General features: G+C 61.8%; 10 protein-coding genes. 7 read left to right on the top strand and 3 right to left on the bottom strand.

Going from position 1 to position 15,210, the window contains the following annotated elements; translation table 11 throughout:
- Positions 1–117 precede the first annotated feature (117 nt).
- The 6 genes from DDD63_RS09945 to DDD63_RS09920 all read left to right on the top strand — a co-directional run bounded on the left by DDD63_RS09945 (position 118) and on the right by DDD63_RS09920 (position 10,553).
- Entirely contained in the window at positions 118–936 is an 819-nt protein-coding gene (locus DDD63_RS09945) for a DeoR/GlpR family DNA-binding transcription regulator (protein ID WP_108716235.1), read from the top strand.
- A 315-nt stretch (positions 937–1,251) separates the two neighbouring features.
- Positions 1,252–1,476: a FeoA family protein gene (locus tag DDD63_RS09940; protein WP_240611256.1), complete on the top strand. Its 225-nt coding sequence runs from the start codon at positions 1,252–1,254 to the stop codon at positions 1,474–1,476.
- 41 nt (positions 1,477–1,517) lie between these two features.
- On the top strand, positions 1,518–3,731 hold the full coding sequence (gene feoB / locus DDD63_RS09935; RefSeq protein ID WP_240611255.1) for a ferrous iron transport protein B: 2,214 nt from the start codon (positions 1,518–1,520) through the stop codon (positions 3,729–3,731).
- Positions 3,728–4,126 carry a hypothetical protein gene (locus DDD63_RS12065; RefSeq protein WP_125482504.1) on the top strand — a complete coding sequence of 133 codons (399 nt, stop codon included), beginning with the start codon at positions 3,728–3,730 and terminating at the stop codon, positions 4,124–4,126. The genes feoB and DDD63_RS12065 overlap by 4 nt, the downstream gene beginning before the upstream one ends.
- A 936-nt stretch (positions 4,127–5,062) precedes the next feature.
- The gene (locus DDD63_RS09925) at positions 5,063–7,957 is read left to right on the top strand and encodes an FAD-binding and (Fe-S)-binding domain-containing protein (RefSeq protein ID WP_108716232.1); all 2,895 of its coding nucleotides are present in this window, start codon (positions 5,063–5,065) and stop codon (positions 7,955–7,957) included.
- A 358-nt stretch (positions 7,958–8,315) separates the two neighbouring features.
- Positions 8,316–10,553, top strand: a complete 2,238-nt coding sequence (locus DDD63_RS09920) for a hypothetical protein (protein WP_125482503.1) — start codon at positions 8,316–8,318, stop codon at positions 10,551–10,553.
- Positions 10,554–10,573: 20 nt separating this feature from the next.
- Here the strand turns inward: DDD63_RS09920 and DDD63_RS13415 are convergent, their stop codons facing one another.
- From DDD63_RS13415 to DDD63_RS09910, 3 genes are read right to left on the bottom strand one after another with little or no spacing between them, the layout of a single operon-like run.
- On the bottom strand, positions 10,574–11,332 hold the full coding sequence (locus DDD63_RS13415; RefSeq protein ID WP_346426214.1) for an alpha/beta fold hydrolase: 759 nt from the start codon (positions 11,330–11,332) through the stop codon (positions 10,574–10,576).
- On the bottom strand, positions 11,272–11,832 hold the full coding sequence (locus DDD63_RS13410; RefSeq protein WP_346426213.1) for a hypothetical protein: 561 nt from the start codon (positions 11,830–11,832) through the stop codon (positions 11,272–11,274). The genes DDD63_RS13415 and DDD63_RS13410 overlap by 61 nt, the downstream gene beginning before the upstream one ends.
- 5 nt (positions 11,833–11,837) lie before the next feature.
- Complete coding sequence (locus DDD63_RS09910) at positions 11,838–13,127, bottom strand: PLP-dependent transferase (protein ID WP_108716230.1); 1,290 nt, start codon at positions 13,125–13,127, stop codon at positions 11,838–11,840.
- A gap of 609 nt (positions 13,128–13,736) precedes the next feature.
- Between DDD63_RS09910 and DDD63_RS09905 the strand changes: the two genes are divergently transcribed.
- Positions 13,737–15,161: a C40 family peptidase gene (locus tag DDD63_RS09905; protein WP_240611254.1), complete on the top strand. Its 1,425-nt coding sequence runs from the start codon at positions 13,737–13,739 to the stop codon at positions 15,159–15,161.
- Positions 15,162–15,210: the final 49 nt, after the last annotated feature.

The following is a 15,210-nucleotide window of genomic DNA, read 5'->3' as shown; positions in this document are numbered from 1 at the left end:
GCGGCGCCCGCCAGAGATCGGGCGTCGGTCTGCGCCAGGCAACCGGTTGGGGTGAACTTCAACCGGTTGCGGTTGGCGGAGGGCCGATTCGGGAAACCTGGACGCTAAGGAGTGGACATGGCACGGTCGAGCCAGGCGGAACTTGAAGCCAGGCAGGCGAAGGTAATGCGGCTTCTTCGCCGTGGAACCACCGATGTGTCGGAGCTGGCGCAGATGTTGGGAGTGTCGCAGGCAACGATCCGACGCGATTTGGTCCGCTTGGAGAAGCAGGGGAGGATCGCCCGTGCGAACGGCGGCGCGAACCGAGCGGTTGGTTTTACCGAGATACATTTGCGGGATCGTCTCACCCATGAGCTTTCCGCCAAACACGCCATTGCCGACGTCGCAGCCGCGTGGCTCCCCACGCACGGTGGCACGGTGTTCATGGACGCGGGTTCGACCTGCGCGGCACTGGTCGCCAATCTTCCGCGCGACGCGGAGTTGACCGTGGTAACGCGTGGGCTGGAAATAGCGATCTTGCTGGCCGACTGGCCACATGTACGCACGATTGTGGTCGGCGGCGATGTCGCTCCGCTCTCACATGGACTCGTTGGAACGCTTGCGACGGATGCCATACGTCAGTTTCGTTACGATGTCGCCTTCCTGGGTGTTGACGCGGTTGATGCGTACGACGGCGTCGGGGAGCCCACCTTGGAGGAGGTAGCGACGAAGCGAGTAGCTGCCACGCGTGCGTCCGAGGTTGTTGTTCTGGCGGACCATACCAAACTGCATCGATCTTCGGTTGCCGCCTGGGCACGGCTTGAGACGCCGTGGACATTGATCACCGATGCGCACGTTCTGAGCCCGGCTTGCGAAGCGGATGTGGAGCCGTTCCGTTCCGTCGGGGTAAGGGTTCTGATAGCTGAGCAGGAGGAGGCGGAGCGACAGGGTGGCTAGGCACGGCACTGATGCAGGGTTGGTACTGCTGCAGGCACGGCACTGATGCAGGGTTGGTGCCGGTGTGTGGTCGGCGCTGATGAAGACCCGGCGCCGATGCTGTCGGGTGTTTTTGCGGGTGGCCGCCCGTTGTGGGCTCGGTGGTGGAAAAGCGCTGCGTACGGGCGTTTCTGCCTCCGTCTCGCCAAACTTGAATCAATCTATATTTCCCGATTCTCCGCTCTCGATGTGACGATTGTGACCGAGGAGGCTAACCTAACTAGTAGCAAAGGCGATATGCGCGCATCAAACGACTGGTTTAGTGAGGTTTGTCTAGTGAAGCTTCATGATTGCCCACGGCACGTCAAATTGCGGCTAGTGGATGTTGATCTTCCCGCCCAAAACATGCTGCGAATGCAGGAACTCGGTATAAGGCCCGGCACTGAGGCGGTCGTGACCCAACACGCCGGCTTCGGTGGATTGATTCTCAATGTTGCGGGCTCTCGAGTGGCAGTGGATCACCGTTCTGCCCGACTGATCGATGCGGAGGTAATCGGATGAGCTGCCCCAACTGCGGCCCGAGTGGAGCGCCGCAACCGGCTGTGACCACCTTGGATAAGAATCGTCAACCCACCATTGTGCTGGTCGGTAACCCCAATGTCGGTAAGTCAACCCTGTTCAATCACGTCACTGGAGCACGGCAAAAGGTTGTCAACTCGCCGGGAACCACGGTGCAGGTCATGTCCGGGCAGTGGCGAGCTCTTGGAGCGCGCGTGCTCGATCTCCCCGGAACCTACTCACTGATCGCCAACAGCCCCGACGAGCAGGTGGTCAGCGATACCGTCTCCGGGGCTTCCGGATCGATGACGGATCCGGATACCGGGCTCGGCCTTGACCTGATTCTGGCGGTGCTGGACGGGTCCTCCATGACACGCTCCTTGTACCTGCTCGCCCAGATCGCACAGACTGGGCAACCGGTTGCCGCCGTCGTGACCATGGCGGATGTGGCGGTACAAAACGATGAGCCTGTGAATGTGTCCGCGCTCGCGAAGGAAGTCGGCATCCCCGTCATGGCGATTGACCCGCGCAGTGGCAAAGACTACGCGGTGCTCAACGAGATGATGGCGACGGCGCTCTCGACTCGTCCGCGTGTCAGTGGCATAGCTCCCGATCCGGCGGCCCCCGGCTATTCGCAGATGGCCGCCACCGAGGCGCTGGCACGAGTTCGAGGTGCAACGGTGGACGGCAGGGATCTCCTGGCCGAGGCGGTTGCGTCCGCCGATAGTGAGTGCGCCTGCGAGATCGTCGACGGGCAATGTGTGAATGGAACGGACTGCGAATGCTGCAACTCGCACGCCCAGGACGCTGCCATGGCGGCGGCGCCGACAGTGAGGAGCGGCGTGGAACGCTCCTCGGAAGAGGAAATGGATCGCGCGGCGGTTCTCTTCTCCTGGGTGGATGGGGTCGAGACGAAGATCCGCGATCATCGGGCAGATCCGAAGTATCTGTCACGCTCGGATAAGATCGACAGATTCCTTCTCAATCCGGTACTCGGACTCCTCGTCTTCTTCGGCCTGCTGTGGGTACTCTTCCAACTCGCCGGAACATGGGTTGGTCCCGTCCAGGATTGGTTCGATGGACTGTTCTCTTCCGACGACGAAGGCGCGATTTCGCTCGCCAATGGATTTACCTGGCTTCTCGGCCTAGTCGGGCTGGAAGAATCATGGTTGCAAGCACTGCTCGTTGGAGGACTGGCAACGGGCATGGGTGTGGTTGCGAGCTTCTTCCCGCTCATGTTCGTTATCTACGTGGCACTGTCTATCTTGGAGGATTCGGGCTACATGGCCCGTGTCGCCTTCCTCGGAGACCGACTCATGCGCCGTATCGGCCTGGATGGTCGAGTGATTCTGCCGCTGATTATGGGCTTCGGTTGTAACCTGCCGTCGCTGGCGGCGGCGCGTACGCTGCCCTCCGCTCGCCAACGGCTCGTCACGGTTCTGATCACGCCGTACACCTCATGTGCTGCGCGTTTGACCATTTACCTCATGATTGCGCGCATCTTCTTCCAGGGCAGCACCGGCACGGTTGTGTGGGCGATGTATGTGCTCTCGGTCGTCCTGATCGTGTTGGGTGCATGGGTCCTGAAGCATTTCATTACCCGAAATGAGGAAGCCGCGCCGCTGATGCTTGTGTTGCCGGCCTACCAGCTGCCGCGGTTGCTGGTGATGTTGCGCAACACCTGGCTTCGCTCTTGGACCTTCGTGAAGGGTGCCGGCAAGATCATCGTTCTGATGAGCATGGTTGTATGGCTCATGGGCGCAATCCCGATGGGGAGCGGCGGAGCCGGTAAGTCATTCGCTGACCCCGAACTTGCCATGGAAGATTCCCTGTACGGCAAGACCGCCCAGATCTTGGAACCGGTATTTGCTCCCACCGGTTTTGGTGAGTGGCATATGACCGGCGCCCTGATGACGGGCTTTGTCGCCAAGGAAACGGTGGTTTCCTCCATCGTCACCTCCTACAACCTTGATCCGGAGGTCGACGGTGGCGATGCCGAAGACAACGGCGAAGATATGGGCGAACTACCGCAGTTGCTGGACGAGTCCCTGACCGCATCGGCGGGTGAGGGGTATCAGAAGCTGGGCGCTTTCGCCTTCCTGGTATTCGTGCTGGCATACACGCCGTGTATGGCGACAGTCGCGGAACAGGCCAAGTTGATAGGCGGCAAGAAGACTACGCTGGCTGTCATTGTGCAGTTGGCGGTTGCCTGGCTGCTAGCGGTGGCTGTCTTCCAGATTGGGCGTCTGTTCATATGACGCCGCGGCTCCTTCCGCTTTACGCTGTTCGACGCCCGAACGCGAGTGGCCGTGCGGCGTCGGACACTTCCCTTCGCTCGTCGACGTCGGAGGTTCCTGTTCGTTCCCGGCTGCTGGAGGCGCGGCCTTCCGGTGCGGCGGAGAATACGTCTAAGCGAGGCATGGTTGCGGTACGGGTGTTGGAGGAACTACGGGCCGGTGGCACCGTTCACGCAATCGCCGTGAAGGTAGGAGTTTCCGAGGTCTTCGTACGAACCATGCTCGACCATTACGACCGCATTGGAATCCTTGACGACGCGCAGTCCTTCTGTTCCTCCGGACTTGGCGCCTGCCATACCACCGCACTCTCAGATGAAGCGCGCGTCCACTGTGCGGGCTGCCCGCTGACCATCTAGGGCTCACGCGGGGCGGATGCAGTTTCGGGGCGGGCGCCTGCCTCGCGGTAGGTGTGGGCGACTCGTGCCGTGAACTGCAAGAAGATGCGCGAGCGAGTACAGTGTACTTACTCAGTAAGTTTGTTGATGGTGGGGTGCGGCGAGTACGTAGCTTAGACGTGGTCAGCGATCACAGCCGGAGCTGCGCTTCCCCTCGTCATCGCGGTGGTGGGGATTGTACGCGGAGCAACCCGAATCGGCGATGCGGGGCCTCGCTTGTGCTGGCGCTGCTCGTGACGACGCTGATGGTTGGCTTCACGGAAGAACTTGCCTTCCATGGTTTTGCACTGACCGAAGCGCGTAAGCAGTAGAGCGAAAAGTGGTCTCTCGTGTTCACCTGAGTGCTTTTCGGCCTTCGGCACCTTCCCAAGCTGCTTCTCGGTGCCTCGGCGGTGAAGGTGATCGGACAGGTCCTCATCGCCGGTATCGTTGGAGGCGTGGCACTGTGCTGTGTGCGTCGGTGAACAGGCTCCCTGTGGGTGGTGATTGTGCTACACGGGCTGTGGAATTTTGCCTTGGTGTAGACGCAAGTCTGTTCATATCACCTAGTTCAGGCTACCTAATGTGGGTGGGACCTGTCGCCGACTCGAGACGGCCCCATCACCAGTGCTACTCCTGCGTCATGTGGGCTTACTCCTGCGTCATGCGGGCGTTGTTACTTCTGGGGTGCAGCATTCGCACGATGGGGCGGGTGGCTGTTTTGTTGCCTCCGTGATACACAATGGAGCCGTTTGTGGGCTAACTCTGCGGCTGGCGTATGCGTGGTCGCGCCCTAGAAGTGCCACCGTGGCATATCGGGGCGTTACGGCTCCATACGTTGCGGTGAGGGTTTCCCATGCTGCGGATACCGTTACTGGTGGCGACTGGCTTCCGTGCACAATATGGGCAGGAGGTGCCATGAGTCTAGGTACTGAGGAGCTTGCTGCCCGGCTACGTGAACGCATTCGTGGCGAGGTGGATGCCTCGGCACGGCGGCGCGCGGAATATGCCACCGACGCCTCCAACTATCGAATACCTCCGCAAGTGGTCGTCTTCCCACGCAACGACGACGACGTACGGTGGGTGCTCGCGGTGGCACGTGATGTCGGAGTCCCTGTCACCTCCCGCGGTGGTGGAACGTCGTGCGCCGGTAATGCGATTGGCTCCGGTATTGTCCTCGACTTTTCCCGGTATATGAACCGGGTGTTGGAAATCGATCCTGTGCAGCGCACGGCGCGCGTGCAACCGGGTGTCATCATGACCGACCTGCAGAAGGCTGCCGCGCCGTTTGGTCTGCGCTTCGGTCCTGACCCCTCCACGCAGAATCGCGCCACACTGGGCGGCATGATAGGCAATAACGCCTGCGGTCCACACGCGGTTGCATATGGGCGGACGGCCGATAATGTACTGCGTTTGCGGGGTTTTCTTGCCGATGGAAGCGAGTTGGACACTGCTCGGGGAACGGATGCCATCCCGGGCCTGAATGAACTGGTCGACGCTCATCTTGCCGAGATCCGCACCGATCTGGGGCGCTTCAAACGACAGGTCTCCGGATACTCGCTGGAGCATTTGCTGCCGGAGAATGGTCGTGATCTGGGCCGGTTCCTGGTGGGAAGCGAAGGCACACTCATGATCACCACGGAGGCGACGTTGCGCCTGGTGCCCGTGCCGACTAAGCCCGCGCTAGTTGTGCTGGGCTATCCGGATATGCCGACGGCGGCGGATGACGTGCCCGCCCTCCTCGCATTCGATCCGCTGGCTGTGGAGGGAATGGATGCACGCCTCGTTGATGTTGTGCGCCGTGCGAAGGGTGGCGTGCCGGACCTACCACCCGGCGGCGGCTGGTTGCTCATCGAGATCGGCGCGCGAGAAGGCGAGAGCGAAGCGGAGGTGCTGCGAAGGGCGGAAGGTCTAGCCGCAGCCGCACATACCGCCGCGGTGCGCATCTGCCTTGCTGGACCGGAGGCGACCGCGCTGTGGCGTATTCGAGCTGACGGTGCCGGACTGGGTGGCCGGACGCCCGCCGACGCGCCCGCATGGCCCGGCTGGGAGGACTCCGCCGTGCCACCAGAGCGACTGGGCGCTTATCTGCGGGAGCTGCGAGCCCTCCTTGATGAGATGAACCTCGACGGGCTGATGTACGGCCATTTTGGTGATGGTTGCGTCCATCTGCGCATTGACTTCCCGTTCGAAGGGGATCCTGGACGGCCCGTTTTCCGTAGCTTCATGGAACGTGCGGCGGACCTCGTCGTCGCTCACGGTGGCAGCCTGTCGGGTGAACATGGTGATGGGCGTGCGCGTTCGGAAATGCTGCCGCGGATGTACTCGCGTGACGTCATGCAACTGTTCTCCGGAGTCAAGGCGCTGTTCGATCCGGACGGTCTTCTCAACCCGGGTGTTCTCGTTGATCCCGATCCGCTTGACGCGGCGTTGCGCAGACCGGCCGCCAAGTCAATCGGATACGCGGGCGGCTTCCACTTTCAGGAGGACGACGGCGACTTCACACGTGCCGTCCACCGGTGCACCGGTGTGGGAAACTGCCGGGCTGATCGTTTCGAGCAGGGCTTCTTCATGTGTCCCTCCTATGCCGCGACCGGCAACGAGAAGGATGTAACCCGGGGCCGCGCCAGAGTTTTACAAGAACTCGCAAACGGAGGGTCGCTCGTTTCCGCCTGGGACAGTTCGGAGGTTCTCGAGTCTTTGGACCTGTGCCTGGCGTGTAAGGCGTGCTCGCGGGATTGCCCGACGGGAATTGACGTGGCACGTTACCGCAGTGAGGTACTGTTCCGTGCCTACCGCGGGAAGCTTCGACCGCGTACTCACTACACTTTGGGCAGACTACCGTGGCTCACCGCGCTTGTGACCCGAGTCCCCCTCGTGGCACGCATCGCCAATTCGGTGATGGGAATTGCTCCGCTGCGCAGGCTTGGTTTCCGTGCGGTGGGGGTGGATCCGCGCCGAGGCATGCCCGGCTTCGCAACGCGCAGATTCTCCCGCAGCGTCGAGGCGCGGAATCTCGAACGGCGGGAACGGCAGGCCGACTCTCCACCGGAGGGAAGGCTTTCCGGACAACGCTACGTGGTGCTGTGGGCCGATTCGTTCTCGGAGACTCTCGATACGCGCGGAGCTCGGGCGGCGGTAACGTTGCTGCAACGAGCCGGATATACGGTACTATTGCCCGATGCTTCGGCATGTTGCGGGCTGACTTGGATCACGACTGGGCAGCTAGACACGGCAAAGAAGAAGCTGACTCAGCTACTGGAGATCTTGGCACCATTCGCCGCAAGCGGTATTCCGATTGTAGGGGTCGAGCCGTCTTGTACGGCGGTTCTGCGTTCGGATGCTGTTGACCTCCTGCCCGGTGATGCGCGTAGCGTGCTCGTAGCGGGGATGACGTACACGCTGGCGGAACTGTTCACTGCCCCCACCCCGATTGGCCCGGAAAGCCTCGAGCTTCCCGACCTCACCGGCCTGGAGATAATCGCCCAACCGCATTGTCACCACTACTCGGTGATGGGATGGAAAGCCGACGAAGAGCTGCTGCGTCGAACAGGAGCGCAGATCAGAACCGTTAGCGGCTGCTGCGGCCTTGCCGGAAACTTTGGAATGGAGAAAGGGCACTACGAAGTCTCGGTGGCGATTGCGGAGCAGCATCTTCTGCCGACACTGCGGGCGGCATCCTCTCATTCGGTTTTCTTAGCCGACGGCTTTTCCTGCCGGACGCAGGCGCAGCAGCTGGCCGGTGCGCAGGGTGTTCACCTGGCTGAGCTGCTCTGTTACGGTCGAGGTGTTGGACGTCGAACATCGGCATGAAGAGGCCCCCTGTCAGCAGGGGTGCAGACGGGTCGGTGGGAAGCTGTGTTCACTCGGTAACCGGGTCACATACTGCGTATGTACATGTTGTCGGCGCTTGCCAGGGGAACATGGTGGTAGCCGAGTAGCTAATCCGTAGGTGAAGAGGATATACTCGATCAACCAATTGGGTCGTGACTGTACGGACTGCGGGTAGCACATTCACGCAATTCTCTTAGATGGGTGTTACTCGACTTTGCGAATGCGGAGGAACTGAACGGATTCCTGTGCCTGCGCACGCAAGGACGGAAGGTCAAAATCTGATAACGCTCCGCCTGGCGTGGCGTGTTTCCAGCCGTGAGTCGGTTAGGCTTGGTTGGTGCCGAGATCATATTCGGCGGGTGGACGTGCAGAAGGGATTTATCTCATGGCGGTTTTCGCCTTGGAGAATGGGCGGTTGGTTCCTGCCCATCCCGTTGACGCGAGTGGCTCTGCCGTGGTGAAAGAGGCTCTGGCGGCAATCCGTGAGCGAGCCCTTGACCTTATCGAAGCTCCACTGTTTCCCGTGGCCTGGACGAGCGAGCCCGATGTCGGCTCCATCCGGGAGTCCCTCATCGCGCTGGATCCCACCGGTCAGATTGTCACCGTCGAGGTGTTGGAACGGCTGAGCGCCGATGAACTAATGGGGGCGTTGGTACGTGCAGGTCGTCATGCGGATCTGAGTTCGTCTCGACTTGCCTCCTTGTACGCGCCGGGGGCGAAGAAGTTCCCCCGTGATTGGAAGAGCTTCATCGATTCGTGCCCGCCTCACCCTGCTTCCGGTCCACGCTTATTCCTCATCGTTCTCGGGGTCGCCGAAGGTGTACGGCCGGCAATCGATGCGCTGGCAAGCGGGGATGTTGAAGTCCATATTGCTTCTTTGCATCACGCTGGGGCACGTGTGCTTGTGTCGCTCGATAAGGTTCGCCCGCAAATCACCTCGCTGAGCACGGTACTCGGTGCTGCAGCCGGCTCGGGTGGATCACTGATATCGCGGCAGTCCGCCGCGTCTGCCGCTTCGGCAGTTTCTGCACTGTCCGCGCTCTCTGCGGCGTCTACCGCGTCCGCGCCGTCGGCCACATCCGCCGGATCGGTTGCCTCGCCGACATCAGCGGCGACGCCGAGCTCGGCGGCTTCCCCCGCAGCTGCGGCATCACGGGATGAACAGCCCGGGGCTGCTGAGGTTGCCGCACGACGGCGACGAGCCGAACTTCGCGCAAATTCGCATGCTTCCGCTGCACGCGAAGAGCGGCGGGGCGTCGACACGTCGTCGGAGCTTGATACGGCTGGGAATGGCGACCAAGTCGTTCAGGCAGGCGCCATGCCCATGCCCACATCACCTGTGTGGGCGGGGGGTAGCGGAGCACCGTCGCAAGGTGCGGCTGCCTCGGCAGTAACCGCTGCGTCAGCTAATTCCGCCGTCGGTGGCGAGACGTTCGAATTGGCGGAGCAAACGCCGCGGCGTCGACGTCGGCATTCGCACCGGCTACGTAACCTTATCCGTGGAAACGGTGACGATGAGTCAACGACTGTTCTGTCCCCAGCGGCGTCGGGTAGCGAAGCGGCGGAAGTGGGCCAGTCCCCGTCTTCAACCGTCCAAATGTCGAATGCGACGTCGAATCGTGTGGGCAGGAAGGCCGGTGCTCACGCCGCTGATCGTATAGCCGTGCCTCTCGCGCGACAGGAGTCAGCAGACGTCGCGGTGATCGCTGGCGCAGTGCAGGCCGTCCCGACGCCTCAATCGGCCCAGCTCCGGCAGGAAGCGACGCGTGTGAAGGACGATTCACCGGCCACTCCCATCGATGCTTCCACCGTCGCGTTACCGCCGACTCATGACGACTCATCGGTTGCCGCGACTCTGCAGTATCCAAGCGGCCCCGGTGCCGTGCCAACACGCTTTGGAAGCCAGGAGGAACGGCCCTGGGGCAGTGAGTCGGCACGCCGAGAGCTGCACGCACCGGCTTCGGTAGCTCCGGCGACCTCGGTGGAGATTCCGCTCGTCGCACCGCCGCCGAGCCGGAAGCGACCTGAACCGATGCAAGAGAACGCCAAGCCCGATGCGCTCGTACAGGAAACTGCGGGTGCCTCGCCCGCTGGACCGCCACCGGTCACACCATCGCCTATACAGTCTCGACGGCGTTCAATTCCGATGACGGTCTACGAGCAGTCTTTGCGTGACCAGGCGGAGTCTCGACGCCGCGCCGAGCAGCGTCTGTGGGAGAACTCGGCGCCGAAGCACGAGACCTCGTGGAAGCCGAGCAGTATTTCCGAGTCCTCCGCCGCAGAGGTGTCTTCGAATGCCGTGGAGCGTGCCGCAGAGGAGGATGCTTTTTCTCCGGCGGGGCGGTTGCTGGCCGTGGCACGACGCAATCATGCACCGTTTGCCGTAACGTGGACAGATCAGCGGCGAGGCGTAACGGTGAATGCACGCGTCACTCCGTGGGGGACCATCGTTCTCGCCGGTGGCGAGACGTATACCGATCCGACGCTTGCGGCTCGCGCCGTCTCAGGCGACGTGAACATTAACGGGTGGCGCGTCTGGAAGATTCCCGATGGGCGGAGTCTGGGGGAGATTTAAGCGAACCCGCCCGGCGCGCCTCAGATCGGTGTCTCTGCCGACAGTGCGTACTTCGGATCAAGTAGCGTGAGGAAATCCGTCAGAATCTCAGCAACCTGGTCATTCTCGATGAGGAATCCGTCGTGCCCGTGCCGCGAATGTACCGTAACGACCCCGTTGGAGCCGGGGAGCTTGTCCGCAAGTGTTTGCATGTAATCCGGATAGAACAGCCGGTCAGAGTCCACATCCACCACCAAAGCGGGCATTGTCAGGCGTGCGAGCATGGCATCCGTTCCCCCGCGCCCGCGGCCAATGTCATGGGTGATAAACGCCTGCGTAATCGTCAGGTACGAGTTGGCATCAAAACGCATTGCCAGCTTGTAGGCGTGATAGTCGAAATAGCTGGCAACCGCGTAACGTCCGCCATGCAACGGGTCTTCGCTGCCTTGCGGCAAACGCCCGAACCGGGTGTCTAGTTCCGGCGCGCAGCGGTATGTCAGGTGTGCAATCTCGCGGGCGAGGCCGAGCCCTCGGTGCGGCCCCTGCCCGTCGTCGGCATCGTAGTAGTTCCCTCCGCGCCACTTGGGGTCCTGCATAATCGCCTGTTTCTGAAAGTGTGCGTAGGCGATCTGCTCCGCCGTCGTCGCCGGTCCTGACACCAGAACCGCAATGGCTCCGGTGCGCTCTGGATACGACGCCGCCCACTCCATCACCCGGTTTCCTCCGAACGATGCACCCGCTATGAGTGCCCATCGCCGCACGCCCAGCCGGTCCGCCAGTTTTGCCTCGGCGGCGCACATGTCGCGGATGGTGATTTCGGGAAATCGGGGCCCCAGGGTCGCCCGTCCGGTGCCGAAGAGGCAGGCCCGGTTGTGCCCTGGCAGCCCCCGAGAACATTCGGACAGACGACGAAGTAGTGATTCGTGTCCAGCGCCTTTCCGGGGCCGACGATCTCATTCCACCAGCCGCTATCGCCGGAGACGGATGTGGCATGCGAATCGCCAGTGAGGGCGTGGCAGAGCAGAATGGCATTGGAAGCGTCCGCGTTTAGTTTCCCCCAGGTTTCGTACGCCATGTACACCGTGGGTAGGCGACCGCCCAGCTCCAACTCCAGTGGTCCCAGGTTCTCGAACTGCCGTTCCTCAGGATCGTCTCCTTCGCGCCATGCCCCCGACGCGGGGATGGCGGTGCGATGAGCGGGGCGGTAACCCGTGTCGAAATCCCCGATGGGCTCCGCGTCGGTCACCGGCTCAAGCGGTGCATGACCAACGAGGAAACGAGGACCTTTGATATCTGCCATGGTGCTTAAACCAACGTTGCGGCTTCCAGGCCGCGGGTCAGGTCGGCGAGGATGTCTCTAATGTCTTCCAGGCCAATGGACAGTCGAACGGTACCGCCACTGATTCCCGCTGCGGCCAGCTCGTCGTCGTTCATCTGGGAATGTGTAGTGGAGGCGGGGTGAATCACCAACGAGCGGACGTCGCCGATATTGGCGACATTCGAAAACAGCGAGAGAGCATCGACGAAGGCTTCACCGGCGGCTCGACCACCCTTGAGATCAAAGGTGAAAACCGATCCGGCACCCTTTGGTGCGTACTTCTGGGCTTTCTCGTAGAACGGAGAGGAGACTAACCCGGAATATTGAACGAAAGCCACTTCTTCGCGCTGTGTGAGGAATTCGGCCACCGCAGCGGTATTGCTGAGGTGACGTTCCATGCGCAGCGATAGGGTCTCCAATCCCTGCGCGATCAGGAAAGCGTTGAAGGGCGAGATGACGGCACCGGTATCGCGCAGCAGGGTCGCGCGAATACGCGAGACGAATCCGCCTGGTCCTAGATCCCCGAAGACGATCCCGTTGTACGAGTCGTCCGGATCACTGAGCGCGGGGAACTTGCCGTTCCTCCAATCGAAATCACCGCGCTCAATAATGGCCCCGCCCATCGCGGTGCCATGGCCGCCGAGGAACTTGGTGGCGGAATGCACGACGATGTCGGCCCCGTGCTCGAAGGGGCGGACGTTGTACGGCGTGCCGATAGTGTTGTCAACAACGAGCGGTACGGACCAGGCATGCGCTATGTCAGCCAGAGCCTCGATATCGAGGATGTCGCATTTGGGGTTGGGAATCGACTCTCCGTACAGGAGGCGGGTCTTTTCGTTGACGAGTGCGCGCCAGCTTTCGGGATCATCCGGATCCTCGACGAAGCGCGTGGTGATGCCGAGACCTCCCAGTGTGGTTTTCAACAGGTTGTAGGTACCCCCGTAGAGGGAGGGAGAAGCGACGATTTCGTCCCCGGGGCGGGCGAGGTTGAGGATGGTGTAGAACTCCGCCGCCTCTCCGGAGGCGACGAGTAGAGCGGCGGCGCCTCCTTCCAGTGCTGCGAGACGGGTTTCGACGACGCTCTGGGTCGGATTCGCCAGGCGGGTATAAATCGGACCGGGATCGGTCAGAGCGAAACGATTTGCTGCAGCTTGGGCATCAGGGAACACGAACGACGTCGTTTGGTAGATGGGGAGGGCGCGGGAGCCGTAGTCAGAATCAGGCGTCTGCCCGGCATGGATTTGTAGGGTATCGAAGGACCACTCTTGCTCGGTCATGGATATGCTCTCCAAACTGTGGGGAGCGGGCGGCGGACGCGCCGACGTTCATGCTGTGGTCACACGTTGCGTCCCGACCAGCCCGCCTTTCGGTTGTGTGGACAGGGGCTGGTGCGTGCCTCGTGGCACGCTAGTTGGACATTCGCATGAACATGTTTTGAGCATAAGGGGTACGCGCGGGGTCCCCAAATCGGGGTGTGCTGTGCCCGAGATATGAGACCGGGAGGTTCTCTCCGAGGCCGAGGTGACGGTGCTTCGTCTTAAGCTGTACAAAAGTGACCTTGACCACAAATCCGCTCGTGGGAGGGGTGATAAAGGTGTGAATCTTGTGAAATTTGCTCCCGCGTGTTTCATTTTTGACACTTTTGTTATAGGTTCGTAACTGTGACCTTGCGAGGCGCGTCAAGTCTGACACGCCGATCTTGTGGAACTGATGCAAATCCGATGCGCATATCGGGCGTTGCAGAGGTACGGTCCGCAGGGAATCGGCGGGGCGGGCAGGCGCGCGGCGTGCGTCGTGTGATGTGCCGGGAGCCGGTGCATCCGTGGCGCAGGACCGCAGCGGTGTAATGCTGTGCCTTGCTGATGAACAGACCTGTTGGAGGCACGGTGAAGAACCACAAGATCGGGCGCCTGGTGTCGGCTTTCGCGGCGTGCGCATTGGCAAGCAGCGCGCTGGTCCTTCCCGCTGGCGCTGACGACGTGACCGACGACGATATTGCGGCGGCGCAGGCGGCTGAAACATCGACGTCGCAGTCGATCACTGGCATTGAGGGGCGACTTGCGGAGCTGAATGCACAGCGCAACGAGCTGAACATGGCGGCAGCCGAGGCCGAGGCGGCGAATATTGAGGCGCAGCAGGATCTGTCAGACGCGATTACAGAGGCCGTGGACGCTCAAGAAGCCGCGAACGCGGCGCAAGAAGAAGTTGAGGCCGCGCGGTCGGAGTTGGGGCAGATCTCGCAGGCCATGTATCGCGACAGCGCAGCGACCGTGCCTGGTGGGAGCTTCGTTCTTGGAGCCGACTCTTTGAATGAAGCAGCTGAGCAATCGCGTGCCTATGAATTGGTTGGCAATAATACCAACCAGAAGTTCCAACGTTTTGAAGCTCTGCAGACGGTTGCCGAGTCTCTACAGGAGCAGGCGGAGGCGAAGGCGGCCGCAGAGGAAAAAGTTGCAGCGGCTGCGGCCCAGAAGGCTGATGAAGCCGCGCAAGCGGCGGAGGCGGCCGAGCAGGAAATTGCCGCCATCGAATCGGAGCGCGATGACCTCATCAATCAGCTGGCCGAGCAGAAGGGTACTACCGCTGAACTCGAACGCCAGCAGCAGGAGCAGAAGGAGGCCGCGGCCCGTGAGCAGGCTGAGGCAGAGCAGCAGGCGGTAATTGCTGCTGCTCAGGAGGAAGCCGAGCAGCGCGCCAAACAGTCCGCCGCTGCGCAGCCTGCGGCGTCGTCGAATGGCGGCGCTACGACCCAGGCGGCAGCCCCGGCAGCTCCGCAGCCAACCACTCAGCCAGCACCTGCTGCCACCCAGCCCGCAGCAGCACCGGCACCGGCTGTGACGACGCCGACGGCGCAACAGCCCGCGACGAATAGCAATACGGCGTCGAACGGCAACGCGAGTTCATCGAAGTTGGGTAGTTCAGGCTCGGCGTCCACGGCTCCGGCTGCCAGCACATCCGGTGGTTCGCTGCGTTCACAGATCGTTGCCTACGCGCGCCAGTATGTTGGTGTTCCCTACGTGTGGGCCGGTACGACGCCCGCAGGCTGGGACTGTGTTGGTTTCGTCCACTACGTCTTCGGTCATTTCGGATACAACACACCACGGCGCACCGGCAGTAGTGTCGGCCAGTATTGGGGTGGATACACCATCGTTCCGGCCTCGCAAGCCCAGCCCGGTGACATTATGTTTTGGCCCGGCCATGTGGGTATCTACACCGGGAATGGTATGCATATCGCGGCGTGGAACCCGTCGATGGGAACGCAGGAACGTGCCGTTTGGGGCAATCCGGTGTACTTGCGAGTGGTTGGCTGACTCCGTCCGGGGTTAGCACTGCTCGCTCCGGCTGAGCTTGGTCGGCTCT

Source organism: Actinobaculum sp. 313 (assembly GCF_003073475.1).
In the GTDB taxonomy this organism is placed as follows: Bacteria; Actinomycetota; Actinomycetes; order Actinomycetales; family Actinomycetaceae; genus Asp313.
Note: the sequence above shows the minus strand (reverse complement) of the source record. Positions and strands in the feature narration are given on the sequence as shown.